The organism is Demequina gelatinilytica (assembly GCF_000971115.1).
GTDB classification, from domain to species: Bacteria; Actinomycetota; Actinomycetes; order Actinomycetales; family Demequinaceae; genus Demequina; species Demequina gelatinilytica.
The window spans coordinates 130,595-145,475 of sequence record NZ_BBLV01000008.1 but is presented as its reverse complement, the minus strand read 5'-3'; the positions used below and the strand labels follow the sequence as shown (position 1 = coordinate 145,475).

18 protein-coding genes are annotated in these 14,881 nt (G+C 72.4%); 12 read left to right on the top strand and 6 right to left on the bottom strand.

All coding sequences use genetic code 11. The features are described 5' to 3' along the window. Window positions 1-65 precede the first annotated feature (65 nt). From AOM00_RS08565 to AOM00_RS08550, 4 genes are read left to right on the top strand one after another with little or no spacing between them, the layout of a single operon-like run. Window positions 66-431 carry a hypothetical protein gene (locus AOM00_RS08565; RefSeq protein ID WP_062517396.1) on the top strand — a complete coding sequence of 122 codons (366 nt, stop codon included), beginning with the start codon at window positions 66-68 and terminating at the stop codon, window positions 429-431. 3 nt (window positions 432-434) lie between these two features. Further along, complete coding sequence (locus tag AOM00_RS08560; RefSeq protein ID WP_228373452.1) at window positions 435-1,007, top strand: GTP-binding protein; 573 nt, start codon at window positions 435-437, stop codon at window positions 1,005-1,007. Next, window positions 1,004-1,384, top strand: a complete 381-nt coding sequence (locus AOM00_RS08555; RefSeq protein WP_062517395.1) for a roadblock/LC7 domain-containing protein — start codon at window positions 1,004-1,006, stop codon at window positions 1,382-1,384. The genes AOM00_RS08560 and AOM00_RS08555 overlap by 4 nt, the downstream gene beginning before the upstream one ends. Continuing rightward, on the top strand, window positions 1,381-1,752 hold the full coding sequence (locus tag AOM00_RS08550) for a roadblock/LC7 domain-containing protein (RefSeq protein ID WP_062517394.1): 372 nt from the start codon (window positions 1,381-1,383) through the stop codon (window positions 1,750-1,752). Before AOM00_RS08555 ends, AOM00_RS08550 begins: the two co-directional genes overlap by 4 nt. 14 nt (window positions 1,753-1,766) lie before the next feature. Here the strand turns inward: AOM00_RS08550 and AOM00_RS08545 are convergent, their stop codons facing one another. Then, window positions 1,767-2,294 carry an NADPH-dependent FMN reductase family protein gene (locus AOM00_RS08545; RefSeq protein ID WP_062517393.1) on the bottom strand — a complete coding sequence of 176 codons (528 nt, stop codon included), beginning with the start codon at window positions 2,292-2,294 and terminating at the stop codon, window positions 1,767-1,769. A 62-nt stretch (window positions 2,295-2,356) separates the two neighbouring features. Beyond that, on the bottom strand, window positions 2,357-3,079 hold the full coding sequence (locus AOM00_RS08540; protein ID WP_062517392.1) for an IclR family transcriptional regulator: 723 nt from the start codon (window positions 3,077-3,079) through the stop codon (window positions 2,357-2,359). Window positions 3,080-3,135: 56 nt separating this feature from the next. On the opposite strand from AOM00_RS08540, the gene leuC reads away from it, so the two are divergent. The 4 genes from leuC to AOM00_RS08520 all read left to right on the top strand — a co-directional run bounded on the left by leuC (window position 3,136) and on the right by AOM00_RS08520 (window position 6,771). After that, a complete protein-coding gene (gene leuC / locus AOM00_RS08535; protein WP_062517435.1) occupies window positions 3,136-4,560 on the top strand; it encodes a 3-isopropylmalate dehydratase large subunit in 1,425 nt (474 codons plus the stop codon). Window positions 4,561-4,576: 16 nt separating this feature from the next. Next, the gene (leuD, locus tag AOM00_RS08530; protein ID WP_062517391.1) at window positions 4,577-5,215 is read left to right on the top strand and encodes a 3-isopropylmalate dehydratase small subunit; all 639 of its coding nucleotides are present in this window, start codon (window positions 4,577-4,579) and stop codon (window positions 5,213-5,215) included. Between the two features lie 93 nt (window positions 5,216-5,308). Beyond that, on the top strand, window positions 5,309-6,145 hold the full coding sequence (locus tag AOM00_RS08525) for a CPBP family intramembrane glutamic endopeptidase (RefSeq protein ID WP_062517390.1): 837 nt from the start codon (window positions 5,309-5,311) through the stop codon (window positions 6,143-6,145). Further along, window positions 6,142-6,771 carry a nucleoside/nucleotide kinase family protein gene (locus tag AOM00_RS08520; protein WP_062517389.1) on the top strand — a complete coding sequence of 210 codons (630 nt, stop codon included), beginning with the start codon at window positions 6,142-6,144 and terminating at the stop codon, window positions 6,769-6,771. Before AOM00_RS08525 ends, AOM00_RS08520 begins: the two co-directional genes overlap by 4 nt. Window positions 6,772-6,848: 77 nt before the next feature. On the opposite strand, the gene AOM00_RS08515 is transcribed toward AOM00_RS08520, so the two are convergent. Further along, window positions 6,849-7,721 (bottom strand): PfkB family carbohydrate kinase, encoded by an 873-nt coding sequence (locus tag AOM00_RS08515; protein ID WP_228373451.1) that lies wholly within the window; start codon window positions 7,719-7,721, stop codon window positions 6,849-6,851. 64 nt (window positions 7,722-7,785) lie between these two features. On the opposite strand from AOM00_RS08515, the gene murA reads away from it, so the two are divergent. Genes murA through AOM00_RS08495 form a run of 4 tightly spaced genes read left to right on the top strand, consistent with a single transcriptional unit; the run spans window position 7,786 to window position 11,908 of the window. After that, window positions 7,786-9,096: a UDP-N-acetylglucosamine 1-carboxyvinyltransferase gene (murA, locus tag AOM00_RS08510; protein WP_062517387.1), complete on the top strand. Its 1,311-nt coding sequence runs from the start codon at window positions 7,786-7,788 to the stop codon at window positions 9,094-9,096. 3 nt (window positions 9,097-9,099) lie between these two features. Beyond that, on the top strand, window positions 9,100-9,822 hold the full coding sequence (locus AOM00_RS08505; protein WP_062517386.1) for a lysophospholipid acyltransferase family protein: 723 nt from the start codon (window positions 9,100-9,102) through the stop codon (window positions 9,820-9,822). Beyond that, window positions 9,819-10,820 carry an NAD(P)H-dependent glycerol-3-phosphate dehydrogenase gene (locus AOM00_RS08500; RefSeq protein ID WP_062517385.1) on the top strand — a complete coding sequence of 334 codons (1,002 nt, stop codon included), beginning with the start codon at window positions 9,819-9,821 and terminating at the stop codon, window positions 10,818-10,820. The genes AOM00_RS08505 and AOM00_RS08500 overlap by 4 nt, the downstream gene beginning before the upstream one ends. Continuing rightward, a complete protein-coding gene (locus AOM00_RS08495) occupies window positions 10,820-11,908 on the top strand; it encodes a D-alanine--D-alanine ligase family protein (RefSeq protein WP_062517384.1) in 1,089 nt (362 codons plus the stop codon). Before AOM00_RS08500 ends, AOM00_RS08495 begins: the two co-directional genes overlap by 1 nt. Before the next feature lie 30 nt (window positions 11,909-11,938). On the opposite strand, the gene AOM00_RS08490 is transcribed toward AOM00_RS08495, so the two are convergent. The 3 genes from AOM00_RS08490 to AOM00_RS08480 all read right to left on the bottom strand — a co-directional run bounded on the left by AOM00_RS08490 (window position 11,939) and on the right by AOM00_RS08480 (window position 14,872). Continuing rightward, window positions 11,939-12,400 carry a DUF3515 family protein gene (locus AOM00_RS08490; RefSeq protein WP_062517383.1) on the bottom strand — a complete coding sequence of 154 codons (462 nt, stop codon included), beginning with the start codon at window positions 12,398-12,400 and terminating at the stop codon, window positions 11,939-11,941. 9 nt (window positions 12,401-12,409) lie between these two features. After that, window positions 12,410-13,597 carry a GGDEF domain-containing protein gene (locus AOM00_RS08485; RefSeq protein WP_156159098.1) on the bottom strand — a complete coding sequence of 396 codons (1,188 nt, stop codon included), beginning with the start codon at window positions 13,595-13,597 and terminating at the stop codon, window positions 12,410-12,412. A gap of 108 nt (window positions 13,598-13,705) precedes the next feature. Then, complete coding sequence (locus AOM00_RS08480) at window positions 13,706-14,872, bottom strand: GGDEF domain-containing protein (protein ID WP_062517381.1); 1,167 nt, start codon at window positions 14,870-14,872, stop codon at window positions 13,706-13,708. Between the last annotated feature and the right edge of the window lie 9 nt (window positions 14,873-14,881).

Genomic DNA, 14,881 nt, shown 5'->3' with positions numbered 1-14,881 from the left:
CCCCCCGCGCAAAGGCTGCTCCCCGCTGAGGCGGCCCCTGCGTCGTCCCCAAGAAAGGCGCCATCATGGCCACTCCCACCGATTCCGTCCACGCCGCCGTCGCCATCGACGGGGCCCTCGCCGCCGCCCTCGTCGACTACGACTCGGGCATGACCCTCGCGACCGCGGGAGGCGGGATCGACCTCGACCTCGCCGGAGCCGGCAACACCGAGGTCGTGCGCGCCAAGCTGCGCGTCATGGGCTCGCTCGGGCTCGACGACACCATCGAGGATGTCCTCATCACGCTCGGCAAGCAGTTCCACCTCATCCGGCTGGTGAGCTCCCGCTCCGGGCAGGGACTCTTCCTGTACCTGGTCCTGGACAAGTCGCGCGCGAACCTCGCGATGGCGCGCCGCCAGCTCCAGTCCATCGAGCAGGCGCTCGAGATCTAGGACGTGCGCGACGGCGGCGCCCGCATCGCGGGCGCCGCCCGACCGTGCCTCACCATGGAGAGCATCGTCAAGATCGTGGTCGCCGGCCCCTTCGGCTCCGGCAAGACCACCTTCGTCACCGCCGCGGTCGACGGCAAGGCGCTCGGCAGCGAGCATGCCGTCTCCGACTCGACCCGCGCGCTCAAGGAGGGCACCACCACCGCGATGGACCACGGCAGCCTCGACGTCGCGGGCACGCGCGTCACGCTGTTCGGGACGCCGGGCCAGGAGCGCTTCAGCTTCATGTGGCCCGTGCTCGCCCAGGGGATGCATGCCTATGTGCTGGTGCTGGACGCCGGCCGTCTTCAGGCGCGCGCGCAGATGCGCAGCATCGTGCGCGCGTTCGCGGGGTTCGCACCGGGGGTGCCGTTCGTCGTCGCCGCCAACCGCTGGGATGAGACGGCCCTGCCGGCCGCGGAGCTGGCGGCCTTCATCGAGGTGCCGGAGGATGCGGTGGTCGCCTGCGACCCGCGTGAGCGCGACTCGTGCCTCGCGCTCCTCGAGCACGTCGTGAGGCTCGCGGGGGTGCGGGCATGATCATCCCCAAGCATGGGCTCATGGCCTCCGCGCAGATCCGACGGGCCGTGCCGGGCGTCGCCCGGGTGCTGCTCGCCCGCACCGACGGCATCGCGGTGTACGACGACGCGACGCTCGCCGAGCGCGAGACCGGCGCGGCCGTCGCCGCCACGCTCGTGGGGCTCGCCGGCTCCGTGACCGCGGCTTTCCACCTGGGCGCCCTCGACTCGGTCGCGATCCGGACCGATGGCGGCGTCCTTGTGGTCCAGCCGATCGACGCCGCCCATGTGCTCGCCGTCGTCGCCTCGCACGACGTCGACCTTGCGGCGCTCCGCGTTGCCGCCGAGACCGCCGTCCGTCCGCTCCTGGGCGGCTGGCGCGTCGCGGAGGGGGCGTGAGCCTCCGCGAGGCCGCTGCCGAGGTCGCCGAGGCGCTGCATCGCGTGGCCGAGGTCTCACGCGTGATCGTCGCGGGGCGCGACGGGCTGCCGCTGTTCGACGAGCTGGCGTTGGCCGAGCGTGATCATGCGGCTGCGGCGACCGCGGCGGCGCTCGGCGTCGCGGCGCTGGTCTCCGAGGCGCTCCGGCTCGGGGCCCCTCACGGTGCGATCGTCGAGGGTGAGGACGCCGTCGTGGTGGTGCGCCCGCTCGACTGCGGGTTCGCTCTCGCGGCGGTCGCGGACGCGGGTGTCGATGTCGGCGACCTTCACCGTCGGGTGCGGCGGCATGCGCGCGAGCTCGACGAGGTCCACGCCGCCGGGATGTGAGGACGCCGCCGTGTCTACGCGGCGGCGTCGGCGCAGGCTCGCAGGTGCTGTCCCCATCCGCGCGCGAGGTCCAGCTGGCCCTCGGTCAGCAGCGCGGCCGGTGTCGACGCCGTGGTGTGGAGGTGCACCGTGAAGCCGCGGGGCTCGTCGAGCAGCGTGAGGCCGGCGGCCTCGAGCGCGCGCGCGATGGCCGTCGCGCCGCCGTGGCCGAGCGGGCCTCGGATGCGGGTGTCGAAGGCCGCGGCGAGGCGCGGACCGCGCTCCATCGCGGCGAGCCACGAGCGCATCGACGGGTGGTCGAGATCCGCGGCGAGGTGGCCCTCGCCTTGGGGCTTGACGGCCGCGGACGCGCGCGAACGCTCCGACGGGAGGCTCATGCCGTGGACTGGCGCGCCGGCGACGACGATGCGTGCCTGGTCGACGAGCTCGGGGGTCGCCTCGCCGGTGCTGAGCGCGCGCGTGTCCCCGCCCATGCCCTCGGCGATGGCGCGGGCGACCGCGGCGGTGTTCCCGTAGAGCGATTCGTAGACCACGACGTCCATGCGGACAGCGTGGGCGTACGCGCCTCGGCGTGCAAGGGACCTACGTCACCTCGCGGGTGGCGTCAGGCGATGACCGTGCGCTGGAGCACCTCGGTGAGCTGACGTGCGGCATCGACCACCGCAGCGGCGTGGAGCGTGCCGGGGGAGGCGGTGAGGCGCTCGACCGGCCCGGAGATCGAGACCGCCGCGATCACCGTGCCCGCGGCGCCCCACACCGGCGCCGAGACCGAGGCGACGCCGGGCTCGCGCTCGCCGGCGCTCTCGGCGTAGCCGTTCTGGCGCACGCGATCGAGCTCCGCGGCGGTGAACCGCGCGACCGCGAGCCCGCGGTGCATGCGCTCCGCATCGGCCCACGCCAGCAGGACCTTGGCGGCGGAGCCGGCCGTCATCGTCATGGTGGTGCCCACGGGGATCGAGTCGCGCAGGCCGACCGGACGGTCGGCGGCCGCGATGCAGATGCGCTCGTCGCCGTGCGGGCGGTACAGCTGCGACGACTCGCCCGTGCGGTCGCGCAGCACCGTGAGCACGGGCTGCGCCGCGGACACGAGCCGGTCCTCGTTGACGGAGGCGGCGAGCTGCGCGAACCGCCGTCCCAGGACGAACGCCCCCGAGGCGTCGCGGCCGACCAGGTGATGATGCTCGAGCGCAAGCGCGAGCCGATGCACGGTCGGTCGCGCGAGGTGCGTGCTCGCGACCAGCTCGGCGAGGGTGGCGGGTCCCTGCTCGAGGGCGCCGAGGATCGCCGCCGCCTTGTCAATGACTCCGACTCCGCTATGATTGTCCACGGATCGATACTACCGTCTCAAAACATGAGATGTCGACGCAGGTGAAGGAGAGCGCGATGGGAACCACCCTTGCCGAGAAGCTGTGGGACAACCACCTGGTGAGGAAGGGGCAGGACGGCGCACCCGACCTCATCTACATCGACCTTCACATGTGCCACGAGGTGACGTCTCCTCAGGCCTTCGAAGGCCTCCGCCTCGCGGGCCGTCAGGTCCGTCGCCCGGACCTCACCATCGCGACCGAGGACCACAACACGCCCACGCTCGACATCGACCTCCCCATCGCGGACGAGACGAGCCGCAAGCAGGTCAACAAGCTGCGCGAGAACGCAGCCGAGTTCGGGATCCGCATCCACTCGCTCGGCGACGCCGACCAGGGCATCGTCCACGTGGTCGGCCCGCAGCTGGGCCTCACGATGCCGGGCATGACGGTGGTGTGCGGCGACTCGCACACCTCGACCCACGGCGCGTTCGGCTCGCTCGCGTTCGGCATCGGCACGTCGGAGGTCGAGCACGTGCTCGCGACCCAGACGCTGCCGCTCAAGCCGTTCAAGACCATGGCGATCAACGTGAACGGCACGCTTCCCAAGGGCTCGACCGCGAAGGACATCATCCTCGCGATCATCGCGAAGATCGGCACCGGTGGCGGCCAGGGCTACGTGCTCGAGTACCGCGGCGACGCGATCCGTGCGCTCTCCATGGAGGCGCGCATGACGATCTGCAACATGTCGATCGAGGCCGGCGCCCGCGCGGGCATCATCGCTCCCGACGACACGACGTTCGAGTACGTCAAGGGTCGTCCTCACGCCCCCGAGGGCGAGGACTGGGACCAGGCGGTCGACTTCTGGCGCACGCTCGTCACGGATGACGATGCGGTGTTCGACGCGGAGGTCGACCTCGACGCGAACGACCTCGAGCCCTTCATCACCTGGGGCACCAACCCCGGCCAGGGCCTGCCGCTCAGCGCCTCCGTGCCCAACCCTGAGGACTTCGCCGACGAGGCCGAGCGCGAGGCCGCGGCCAACGCCCTCGAGTACATGGGGCTCACGCCGGGCACGCCGTTCCGCGAGATCCCGGTCGACACCGTCTTCCTGGGCTCCTGCACCAACGGCCGCATCGAGGACCTGCGCGCCGCCGCGGCGATCCTCGAGGGCCGCACCAAGGCCGAGGGCGTCCGCCTGCTGGTGGTCCCGGGCTCGGCGCGCGTGCGCCTCCAGGCCGAGGCCGAGGGGCTCGACAAGATCTTCAAGGACTTCGGCGCGGAGTGGCGCAACGCGGGCTGCTCGATGTGCCTGGGCATGAACCCGGACCAGCTGCGTCCGCAGGAGCGCTCGGCGTCCACCTCGAACCGCAACTTCGAGGGCCGCCAGGGCAAGGGCGGTCGCACCCACCTCGTGTCCCCGCTGGTCGCCGCGGCGACCGCGGTGCGCGGCACGCTGTCCAGCCCCGACGACCTGGTCGACGCCCCCGCGGCGCTCGTCTGAGACAAGGAGAACCGACATGGAGAAGTTCACCACGCACACGGGCGTCGGCGTCCCGCTGCGCCGCTCGAACGTCGACACCGACCAGATCATCCCCGCGGTCTACCTCAAGCGCATCACGCGTACCGGATTCGAGGACGCGCTGTTCGCGGCGTGGCGCGGCGACGCCGACTTCATCCTCAACAAGGACGAGTACAAGAACGGGTCCGTCCTGGTCGCGGGCCCCGACTTCGGCACGGGCTCGTCGCGCGAGCACGCCGTGTGGGCGCTCAAGGACTACGGCTTCAAGGTCGTCATCGCGTCGCGCTTCGCGGACATCTTCCGCGGCAACTCGGGCAAGCAGGGCCTGCTCGCCGCCGTGGTGTCGCAGGAGAACATCGAGCTGCTGTGGAAGCTGCTCGACGCCGAGCCGGGCAAGGAGATCACCGTCTCGCTCGAGGACCGCACCGTCACGTGCGGCGAGCTCACGGTGCCGTTCGAGATCGACGACTATGTCCGCTGGCGCCTCATGGAGGGCCTCGACGACATCGGCCTGACCCTCCAGCACGAGGAGGACATCACGGCGTTCGAGGCGACCCGTGCGGGCTGGCGTCCCACGACGCTCCCGGCCAAGCACCTGCCGAGCGTCGAGATCGAGGCGGCCCGTCCCGTCGCCTGACCCGCGCATCGTCCACGAGGGCCGCATCCCACCCGGGGTGCGGCCCTCGTCGCGTCTCGGCAGGGCTCCGCACGCATCTGGCACAGTGGCGGCATGACCGCGACCGTGTCCGAGGCGCCGGCGCTGCGGGCCGACGCGCGGACCGTCGCGCGCGTCGCCGCCGCCGCGCTCGTGTGCGGCGCGGCCGTGCTGATGTTCGCCGTGCATGTGCGGCCGCTCGCGTACCTCCCGCTCGTGGCAGGGGTGGTGCTCGGGCTCGGGGTGGACCGCAGGCTGGGCCGCGACCTCGGCCTCATCGCTCTCGGGCAGGTCATCATCTCGGCCATCTCGCTCGAGGCGGACCTGTCCGATGCGGGGATGCTGCGCTTCACCGTCGCGCTGTCGCTCGCGGTGCTGGTGCCCACGCTGATCTCCAGGCTCGCGTTCCGCGACCCGACCATCGTGTTCCCCATCGGGACGGGGCAGCGGTGGAGCCGGACCATGGGGATCTACCTCGCGGTGGTGATCGCGGTCGCGTACCTGCTGCTGCCGTACTACTTCATCTCCTCCGGTGCGTACCTCAACTGGCCGACCCTCGACGGCGGGGGAGACATCGCCCGGCTCTTCGTCGGCGTCAACGCGGTCGGGCTGTGGGACGAGCTGTTCTTCATCTGCGTCGTCTTCGCGCTGCTGCGGCGGCACTTCCCGATGCCGCTCGCGAACGGGCTGCAGGCGATGGTGTTCGTCAGCTTCCTGTGGGAGCTCGGCTATCGCGAGTGGGGGCCGGCGCTCACCATCCCGTTCGCGCTGGTGCAGGGGTGGATCTTCGCGCGCACCAAGTCGCTGCCGTACGTGGTCGCGGTGCATCTGCTTTTCGACGCGATCGTGTTCGCGGTGCTCGTGCACGCGCATCATCCGGAGCTGCTCGACGTGTTCGTGACGGCGCCGTGACCGGGCTCGAGGCGCTGGCGGCACGCGCGGCGGCGCTCGCGGCGGACGGCCGGGCCATCATCGGGATCGCGGGCCCGCCCGGCGCGGGCAAGTCGACGCTCGCACGCGCGCTGGTGCGCGCGCTCGAGGCCGGCGGCGTGCCCGCGGCGTACCTCCCCATGGACGGCTTCCATCTGCCTGCCGCGGAGCTCGACCTCCGTGGTCTCGCCGCGCGCAAGGGGGCGCCCGACACCTTCGATGTCGTCGGATACGTGGCGTTCCTGGCACAGGTGCGGGAGGCGCGCGAAGACGTGCTCGCGCCGGACTACGACCGCGCGATCCACGACGTGGTGCCGGGCGCGCTCCCGATCCACGAGTCAGCCCGCATCGTGGTCACCGAGGGCAACTACCTGGGGCTCGGCACAGGCGGCTGGGACCGCGTCCGACCGCGTCTCGACGAGCTGTGGTTCGTGGACGTGCCCTGGGAGGTCACGCGCGCGCGGCTCGTCGAGCGCCGCGTCGCGACCGGTCGCGAGCCCGAGGCCGCCGTCGCGTGGGTCGACTCGGTGGACGCGGCCAACACGCGGCTGGTGGAGGGCTCGCGAGGGAGCGCCGATCTGGTCCTCGGTGGAGCGGTCGGACGCTAGCCACCGTGCCTGCGTCGGACAGGCGGTCTCGGGTCTACCGGCAGCGGACCCCGTGGCTCGCGTCCGCGAACCCGCCGCTAGGCGAGCCAGGCCCGGGTCCCGAAGGACCCCAACGACTCGGCGACCACGGAGGCGGCGATGCGGAGGTCCTCGGGCAGGCGTGCCGCATCCCAGCCGTGCGCGGCGAGGCGCCATGCGAGCGCCCCGTGGAAGAAGTCGCCCGCGCCGAGCGTGTCGACCACGGGCGAGACGGCGACCGCGGGGACCTCGCCCTCGCCGGCCGCGGTCCGATACAGCATCGACGCGGGACCACGGGTGATGACCGCCGCGCTCACCCCGAGCCCGCACAGGTGGTCGAGGACACGGTCGGGCGCGCCGTCGGTGCCCGGCGGGGCGTAGTCGTCGGAGACGACCGCGATGTCGCACGCCGCGACCATGGCGTCGGTGTGCGGCTTGTGGGACCCGGCATCGAGGATCACGGGGATGCCGGCCGCGCGTGCGCGTGCGGCGAGCGGCAGGGAGATCTCCGGGAAGTAGCCGTCGATCAGCACCGCGCCGATGCCCTCGATCGGTGCCTCCAGGGTCACGTCGAGCGCGCCTCCGGTCGCGACGCCGGAAGGCGACACCACGGCGCGGTCGCCGGTGGCACGCGTCACCATGATCGACGCCGTCACGGGCGGTCCGTCGTAGGCGGCCGCCTCGAGCACCGTGACGCCGCAGCGGTCGAGGTCGGCGCGCATCACATCGGTGAGCACATGCCGGGGGAGCGCCGTCACCACCGTGGGGGCGCCTCCGCACCGTGCGAACGCGACGGCGGCGTTCGTGGCGGGCCCGCCCGCGCACACGGAGAACTCCAGCGCGGCGACCTTCTCGTTGGGCGCGGGGAGCCGCTCGACCAGCTGGACGATGTCGAGCGTCGAGAGCCCGGCGAAGAGTGCGGCGGCGGTCACGCCGACAGCGTAGCGAGACCCGTCGATGCAGACCTCGGGGCGGGCATGGGGGAAGATAGGCGCCATGACCGACTCCATCCGGGTGACCGGCGGGCGCCCCCTCACGGGCGAGATCACCGTCCGCGGCGCGAAGAACTTCGTCTCCAAGGCCATGGTGGCCGCTCTGCTGGGCTCGACCCCGTCGACCCTGCGCAACGTGCCTGATATCCGCGACGTCGCCGTCGTCTCCTCGCTGCTGCGCCTCCATGGCGCCGGCGTCGACTACGACGTCGAGTCCGGCGTCCTCTCCATGGATACAACGGAGCTGGTGCGCGCGGATGCGGCGCAGATCGCCGCCCACGCGGGCTCGTCCCGCATCCCGATCCTCCTGTGCGGGCCGCTGCTGCACCGCCTGGGCGAGGCGGTGATCCCCGACCTGGGCGGCTGCCGCATCGGCGACCGCCCCATCGACTTCCACCTGGAGATCCTCCAGAAGTTCGGCGCGACCGTCACCCAGATGGAGGACGGCCTGCACCTCACGGCTCCCCAGGGCCTCAAGGGCATCAAGCACAAGCTCGAGTACCCGTCCGTGGGCGCGACCGAGCAGCTGCTCCTCACGGCCGTGATGGCCGAGGGCATCACCCACCTCGAGGGCGCCGCCGTGGAGCCCGAGATCAAGGACCTCATCGACACGCTCCAGAAGATGGGCGCGATCATCTCGGTGTCCACGGATCGCTCGATCACCATCGAGGGCGTCGAGCGCCTTCGCGGCTACGACCACATGGCCCTCACCGACCGCATCGAGGTCGGCTCGTGGGCCGCCGCCGCGCTCGCGACCAAGGGCGACATCTTCGTGCACGGTGCGCAGCAGCGGACCATGGGCATGTTCCTCAACGTGTTCCGCAAGGTCGGCGGCGAGTTCGAGGTGGTGCGGGACGGGATCCGCTTCTACCACCCGGGCGGCGACCTCAGCTCGATCGCGCTCCAGACCGACGTGCACCCCGGCTTCATGACGGACTGGCAGCAGCCGCTCGTGGTCGCGCTCACGCAGGCGAAGGGCCTCAGCATCGTGCACGAGACCGTCTACGAGAACCGCTTCGGCTTCACGGATGCCCTCAACCAGATGGGCGCGCACGTGCAGCTGTTCCGCGAGTGCCTCGGCGACGTCGCCTGCCGCTTCGGCGCGCGCAACTTCCAGCACTCGGCGGTCATCTCGGGCCCGACGCCGCTCACCGCTGCCGACATCGAGGTTCCGGACCTGCGCGGCGGCTTCTCGCACCTCATCGCGGCGCTCACGGCCGAGGGCACGTCGACCGTGCGCGGCATCGGGATCATCGACCGGGGCTACGAGAACTTCCGGGGCAAGCTCGGAGCGCTCGGGGCGGAGGTCGAGTAGTCCGTGCCCACGCCTCCGTCACGCTTCTACCGCAACGCCGCGCGTCCGCTCCAGGCGCTGCTCACCTCGGCGACCCGCAAGGACTGGCACGGTGCCGAGCACCTGCCCATGGACAGCGGCTTCATCGCGGTGTCCAACCACGTGTCCTACGCGGATCCCCTCACCCTTGCGCACTTCCTGTACAACAACGGCCACCCGCCGCGCATCCTCGCGAAGGAGAGCCTGTTCCGTGCGCCGTTCATCGGCTGGCTGCTGCGCGGCTTCGATCAGATCCCGGTGCACCGCGGCACGTCCCGCGCCGCCGAGGCGGTGGATGCCGCGGTCGATGTGCTCGAGCGCGGCGACATGATCGCGATGTTCCCCGAGGGCACGCTCACGCGCGATCCCGAGCTGTGGCCCATGGCGGCGCGCACCGGCGTCGCACGCATGGCGCTGTCCACGGGTGTCCCGGTGGTGCCGATCGCCCAGTGGGGCGCGCATCGGCTGCTGCCCCGCTACGGCAAGATGATCCACCCCGTCCCGCGCAAGACCATCACGGTGGTCGCGGGGCCTCCCGTGGACCTCGACGACCTGCGCGGCGGCGACCTCGACACCGCGACCCTGCGCGAGGCCACGGACCGCATCATGGCTACGCTGACAGGCATGGTCGCGGAGATTCGAGGCGAGACGCCGCCGGACAAGCCCTTCGACATGCGTGCCAAGGGCGACGGGAGGCCCGCCCGATGACCCGTGCGGCGGTGCTGGGCGCCGGCGCGTGGGGCACCACCTTCGCCGCGGTGCTCGCCGATGCGGGCACCGAGGTGACGCTCTGGGGCCGCGATCCCGAGGTGATCCGCTCCGTGCGCGACGACCGACGTCACGAGGGCTCGATCCCGGGCGTCGACCTGCCGGAGGGGATCCACGCGACCACCGACGTCGAGGAGGCGCTCGCGGGCGCGGACATCGTGGCCGTCGCGGTGCCGGCGCAGCACGTGCGCGGGATCGTCGCGCCGTTCCGCGACCTGGTCCCGGACGGGGCCGTCGCGGTGTCGCTCATGAAGGGCATCGAGCAGGGCACGCATGCGCGCATGTCCGAGGTCCTCTCCGAGGTGTGGGCGCTCTCGCCCGAGCGCGTCGCGGTGGTCTCCGGGCCCAACCTCGCGCGCGAGATCGCGCAGCGCCAGCCGACCGCGACCGTGGTCGCCGCCTCCGACGCGGAGGCGGCGGAGCTGGTGGCGGCGTCGACCGCATCGTCCTACTTCCGGCCCTACACGAACGACGACCTCGTGGGCGTCGAGCTGTGCGGTGCGTACAAGAACGTCATCGCGGTGGGCGTGGGCATCACCGACGGGCTCGGCTTCGGCCACAACACCACGGCCACCGTCATCACGCGGGGCCTCGCGGAGATCACGCGTCTGGGGCTCGCGATCGGTGCGCGCCCCGAGACGTTCTCCGGGCTCGCGGGCCTGGGCGACCTCATCGCCACGTGCGCCTCGCCGCTGTCCCGCAACCACACGCTGGGCGCGCACCTGGGACGGGGGAGCACGCTCGACGACGCGATCTCGCTGACCCGCGGCACCGCCGAGGGCGTCAAGACCGCCGCCGCCGTCCAGCAGCTCGCCGTCGAGGCGGGCGTGGACGTCCCCATCTGCGACGGGGTGGTGACGATGCTCGCGGGCGAGGCCCCCGTGCAGGCGGTCATCGAGGCGCTCATCACGCGGCCGCGCAAGGCGGAGGTCGACTGATGGGCAACCCGACCGTCGCCGTCGTCTTCGGCGGCCGCTCGACGGAGCACGGCGTGTCCTGCGTGACCGCGGGCGGCGTGCTCGGCGCGATCGACCGCGACCGCTGGGACGTCATCGCGATCGGCATCACGCGCGAGGGCCGCTGGACGCTCGTGTCGGACGATGCCGCGGACTGGCGGATCGTCGACGGCGCGATGCCCGAGGTGCCCGCGTCCGACGCCGTGGTGATCCCGCCGTTCGAGGCGGGATCGGGCGAGTGGCGCGTGGTCGAGGACGGCGCGTTGCGCTCGCTCGGCGAGATCGACGTCGTGTTCCCCCTGCTGCACGGTCCGTGGGGTGAGGACGGGACGGTCCAGGGCGCGCTCGAGCTGGTCGACGTCCGCTACGTCGGATCGGGCGTGCTCGCGTCCGCGGCCGGCATGGACAAGCAGTTCATGAAGACGATCTTCGCGGACGCGGGCCTGCCCGTGACGCCCGACGTGGTGGTCACCCCCGAGCGCGGCATCGAGCCGCAGCGCGAGGCGATCGAGGCGCTGGGGCTGCCCGTGTTCGTCAAGCCGGCGCGTGCCGGATCGTCGATGGGCATCTCGAAGGTGTCGACCTGGGATGCGCTCGACGCGGCCGTCGCGGCTGCGCAGAAGCACGATCCCAAGGTGCTCGTCGAGGCCGCCGTGGTGGGTCGCGAGATCGAGACCGCGGTCCTCGCGACCCCGTCGGGTCTGCTCACGTCGCCCCCGGGGGAGATCATCACCGGCGGCGACCACGACTTCTACGACTTCGACGCGAAGTACCTCGACGAGGCCGCGGTGACGTTGCTCTGCCCGACGGCCCTGGAGCCGGCGGTCGCGGCGACGGTGGCGGACTGCGCCAAGCGCGCCTTCCGCGCGATCGGGGCCGAGTCGCTGGCACGCGTGGACGTGTTCGTGACGGACGCCGGCGGCGTGGTGGTCAACGAGATCAACACGATGCCCGGCTTCACCACCACGTCGATGTACCCCCGCATGGCCGCGGCCGCGGGCATCCCCTACCGCGAGCTCATCGAGACGCTGCTGACCGTGGCGCTCGCGAGGCCGGTGGGTCTGCGCTAGCCAGGGGGGCCTGCGGCTCCGCGAGGCGCGTCAGCGGCACTCGAGGCCGTTCGAGGGCGCCCGCGAGGCCGCGGGCGACACCTCGGCGAGCACGTCGCCGATGGCGTCCTGCGCCCTCTCCTTGGGCACCAGCAGCTCGACGGCGGGGGAGCGGCCGAAGGTGACGGTCCGCCACCGCGTGTCCTCGTCGATGACGAGCCAGTCGACGGTGCCGCTCGACGTCTCGACCGCGATGCACTGCTCCGTGGTGGGGCCGGGCGGCTCGACGCCGCACCGCATCACGAGCGGGAACTCGTCGCCCCACGAGGCGGTGGCCTGCGAGGTGGTCTCGCGGTACTCGAGGCCGCCGACCACCTCGGGCACGGCGAGCATGACGCGCGCGCAGTCCGGGTCGGCGGCGTACGGGGCCGGCTCCACCGTGAGCGGGGCGGCGCACGCCGCGAGAGGGACGGTCAGCGCCGCGAGCGCGAGCAGCGGGAGACGACGGGCCATGGTGAGAGCCTAGGCGGCCTGGGACGATGCTCCCGTCGCCCCCGAGGGCGCCGCGACGACGATGCGGTCGCGCCCCTCGCGCTTCGCGCGGTACATCGCGGCGTCGGCACGGCGCAGGACGGCCTCGAGGTCCTCGTCCTCGCCGGCCGCCGCGACGCCGAAGCTGACCGTCGGCATCGTGGTGCCGTCGGCGGATCGGATGCCTGCGTACGCCTCGCGGATGGCGTCGAGCCGCGAGCGCACGGCGTCCGCGTCGTCGGTGGTGAGCACGAGCGCGAACTCCTCGCCTCCGAGCCGGCCCGCGACGTCGCGCGCGGCGATAGCGGATCGCACCGTCCGGCCGAAGGCGGCGAGGGCCCGATCGCCTGCCGCGTGGCCGTGCGTGTCGTTGAGGCACTTGAAGCGGTCGAGGTCGGCGACCACCACCGTCGCGCCCCCGTGGCGGCGCGCGAGGCGCGCACGTGCGCGGCGCTCGAACTCGTCGCGGTTCCACAGGCCCGTGAGCGAGTCGAGCGTGGCACGGATCTGCAGGTCGATGACGCGCTCCACCTGGCTCAGCTCGGTCATGGTGAAGGTCACCACGACGAGCAGGACCAGCAGCGCAAGGGCGTTCGCGCCCACGCCTGCGATCGCGTCGAAGACGGGGTGCTCGGGCCCGAGCGCCGCGTAGAGCACAGCGCGCAGGCCGTAGTAGGAGGCGAGCGCGGAGACCGCGACGGCGAGCCCGGTGACCGCGGTGGCGCCGCCCGAAGCGGTGTGGCGCCCGCCGATCCCGGAATGGTCGCGACGCAGCTGCCACAGATCGACCGCGGCGAGCCCGAAGAACCCGCTCATGGCGAGAAGGGTGACGAGGGTGCCCGCCCAGTACCCGAGCGACGGACCTTCGACGACGGTGGCGACGAGCGTGGCCGCGGAGCCGAGGAGCGCGAGCCGCCAGCCCGTGCGCAGGTGCCTCAGCGCCCTCGACGCGCCCCAGGCGCATGCCGCCGACAGCACGCCGCACAGGTTCGCCAAGGGGATGGTGTACGGCTCGTTCGCGTCGGTGACCATCGCCGTGAAGGCGTTGCTCACGGCGGCCATGAGGAGGACGCCGATCCACCATGCCGAGTAGCGTGTGCGGTCCTTGAGGTAGACGCTGAAGAAGGAGAGGACGAGCACCGTCATCGACACCATGGTCAATGCGACATTGAGTGTCATGACGTCCAGCATCACGTCAGGTTAACCCCCGCATGACAGCGTCACGCGCCGGATCGAGGGGTTCCCGATATGGGCTTGATCACACGCTGCGACGGCGGCGCGGCACGGTCAGACGCCCGCGGACACGACCACCCTGTCGCGCCCCTCGCGCTTGGCCTGGTACATCGCTTCGTCGGCGCGCTGGAGGGCCGCCGAGAGCGGCTCGTTCGCGCTCGCGAACGCGATCCCGCAGCTCACGGTCGGCGCGGCGTCCTCGCCGACGCCCGCGTCCGCGAACTCGACGCGCAGCGCCTCGACGCGGGCCCGCGCGGCCGCGGCATCGCTCGTGGCGATGAGCAGCGCGAACTCCTCGCCCCCCAGGCGCCCCGCGAGGTCGCGCGGACCGAGCGCATGCCGCACGGCGGAGCCGAAGGCGGCGAGCGCGCGGTCGCCCGCCGCGTGGCCGTGAGCGTCGTTGAGCGCCTTGAAGTGGTCGAGGTCGGCGACGACGATCGCGGTGGGGGCGGAGCGCTGGGCGATCCGGAGCGCCGCGCGACGCACGAACTCGGGCCGGTTCCAGAGGCGGGTGAGGCTGTCACGTGTCGCGCGCAGCTCGAGGTCGAACACGCGCTCCGCCTGGCTCAGCTCGGTCATGGTGAACGTCACGACCACGAGCGCGACGATGAGCGCGATCGTGATGGGCACGGTCCCCACGAGCGCATCGAAGACCGCGGACTCCGGCCCGACGGAGACGAACAGCACGGTGCGCACCGCGTAGATCGCGCTCAGGGCCCCGACCGTGACGCCGAGCACGGTCGTCGCGCGGTCGGCGCTCGCGGACGAGTATCGGCCGTTCGACTCCCGATGCTGAAGGCGGACCTCGCGCATCGCATGCGCGGCGAGCCCGAAGAACGCCGCCATCGCGGCGAGGAAGGTCGCGCCTCCCGCCCAGGTGTCGGTCGCGGGGTGATCGAGCAGCGTCACGAGCATCGTGGCGGCCGGGCCGATGAGCGCGCGTCCCCATCCCGTGCGCCGTCCGCTCAGGGAGCGTGCGGCAGCCCAGGTGCACACCGCCCCGAGCACCCCGAGCGCGTTCGCGAGCGGGACGCTGAAGGACTGCGCCTCGCTGCCGTTGAGCAGGTACAGCGTGGTGCTGGTCGCGACCGCGACAAGGGAGGCGGACCACCACGCAGCGAAGCGCGACCTGTCACGCAGGTACACGCCCGTGTAGGACAGCACAAGCAGCGTCGCCGCGACCGCGGTCATGGCGACGCGCAGGGTCAGCGGATCGAGCACCGGGGCAGG